This window comes from Nonomuraea sp. NPDC049141, assembly GCF_040648415.1.
GTDB lineage: Bacteria > Actinomycetota > Actinomycetes > Streptosporangiales > Streptosporangiaceae > Nonomuraea.
On sequence record NZ_JBEZDR010000215.1, the window covers coordinates 1 to 1,454 of the forward strand.

At 73.2% G+C, this 1,454-nt stretch carries 2 protein-coding genes; one reads left to right on the forward strand and one right to left on the reverse strand.

Annotation, left to right across the window (positions count from 1 at the left end):
• Positions 1–169 precede the first annotated feature (169 nt).
• Positions 170–961, reverse strand: a complete 792-nt coding sequence (locus tag AB0B91_RS65950; protein WP_357661704.1) for an EI24 domain-containing protein — start codon at positions 959–961, stop codon at positions 170–172.
• Between the two features lie 184 nt (positions 962–1,145).
• On the opposite strand from AB0B91_RS65950, the gene AB0B91_RS65955 reads away from it, so the two are divergent.
• A partial coding sequence (locus AB0B91_RS65955) for an HTH domain-containing protein (RefSeq protein ID WP_358343213.1) occupies positions 1,146–1,454 on the forward strand: 309 nt, incomplete at its 3' end.

Here is a 1,454-nt window from a genome sequence, read left to right on the forward strand (position 1 = left end):
CCCGCCTGGTCAAGACGGCGGCGCTGCACCGCGCCGCCGCCGGCGGGGTACGCGTCGCCTACACCTCGAACGACGAGGCGAACGCGCCGATGCTGGCGGTCAACGTCGGGCTCGGCTACCGCCCGGTCGGTTCGAGCTGGTCGTGCCTGCACGAGCTCGCCTGACCGTCTCAGCCCTCCGTGACGGACTGACCGAGCGAGCGGCGGGCCAGCAGGGTCGCCCCGGCGACGGCGGCCGGCATGACGATCACCGCGCCGAGCGGGATCAGGAAGCAGACGAAGACCGCCACCCCGAAGCCGAGCGTGGTCGGCCGGTCCGCCTTGAGGTGTGCCCGCCGGTCCGGCAGCCGCATCCCGCGCCGGTAGAAGGGGGCCCCGACCAGCTCGACGGCGAGCAGCCAGCCGCCGACCGCCGCCCCGATCACCGGCACCACGGTCTGGCCGACCACCGGAATGAAGCCGGCGGCGAAGAGCGGGATGCCGAAGAGGATCGACAGGCCCACCAGCCGCAGCGAGTCGGCGATGCTGCGCCGCAGCGACGGCCAGAACGGCACGTCGACCGCGTTGGGGGTGCCGCCGAGGCGCTCCTCGACCCGCTCGGAGATCCTCTCGTAGAACGGGTCGCCGATGACGAGGGTGACGGCCGTGAAGCTGACCACCGCGAGCAGGCCGCCGAGGCCGAGGAAGGCCAGCCCGGCGATCACGCGGACGAGGCTGCGCGAGGTGGTCGACCAGTCGTCGGCGAACGGGGTGACCAGTGCGGCCAGATCCTCGACGAAGTACGCCAGGGTGGCGAACGCGGTCACGAAGAGCGCGCCCGAGATCAACGCCGGGATGACGCCGAGCAGCATCAGCCCGGGGCTGCGGACGTAGAGGCCGAGGCCGCGCAGGAGCAGGCCCACGCCGGCGAAGAACCGGCTGGCGGCGCCGGCCACGGGCGCGGCGATGCGGGGTGCGTTCACGACCGCAGAGCCTACGGTCTGTTCAGGACCCATGCCTGGTCGCACCGGGCTGCGGGCGACGACCGGCGGTGTTGCCACTCACCCGCTGCACGACCAACCGCTCTTGGACACGCCTCAACGGGCGCGGCTGACCGACACCCGAGGCGGACGACCGCCGGGCCGCGGCGGCGGGCAGGATGGACGGGTGCGGGCGGCCCGGTTGATCTCGTTGGTCCTGCTGCTCCAGGCGCGGGAGACGATGACCGCGGCGGAGCTGGCGCGGGAGCTGGAGGTCTCCGAGCGGACGGTCTACCGGGACGTGCTGGCGCTCTCCGCCGCCGGGGTGCCGGTCTACGCCGACCGGGGCCGCGCCGGTGGCTACCGGCTGCTCGGCGGCTACCGGACCCGGCTGACCGGGCCTGCTGGACGAATGGCTGCGCAACCGCGACTTCGGCATCACGTACAACATGGCCGTCCTGTTCACCCGGGAAGAGGTCGTCACCTGCGTGGAAGG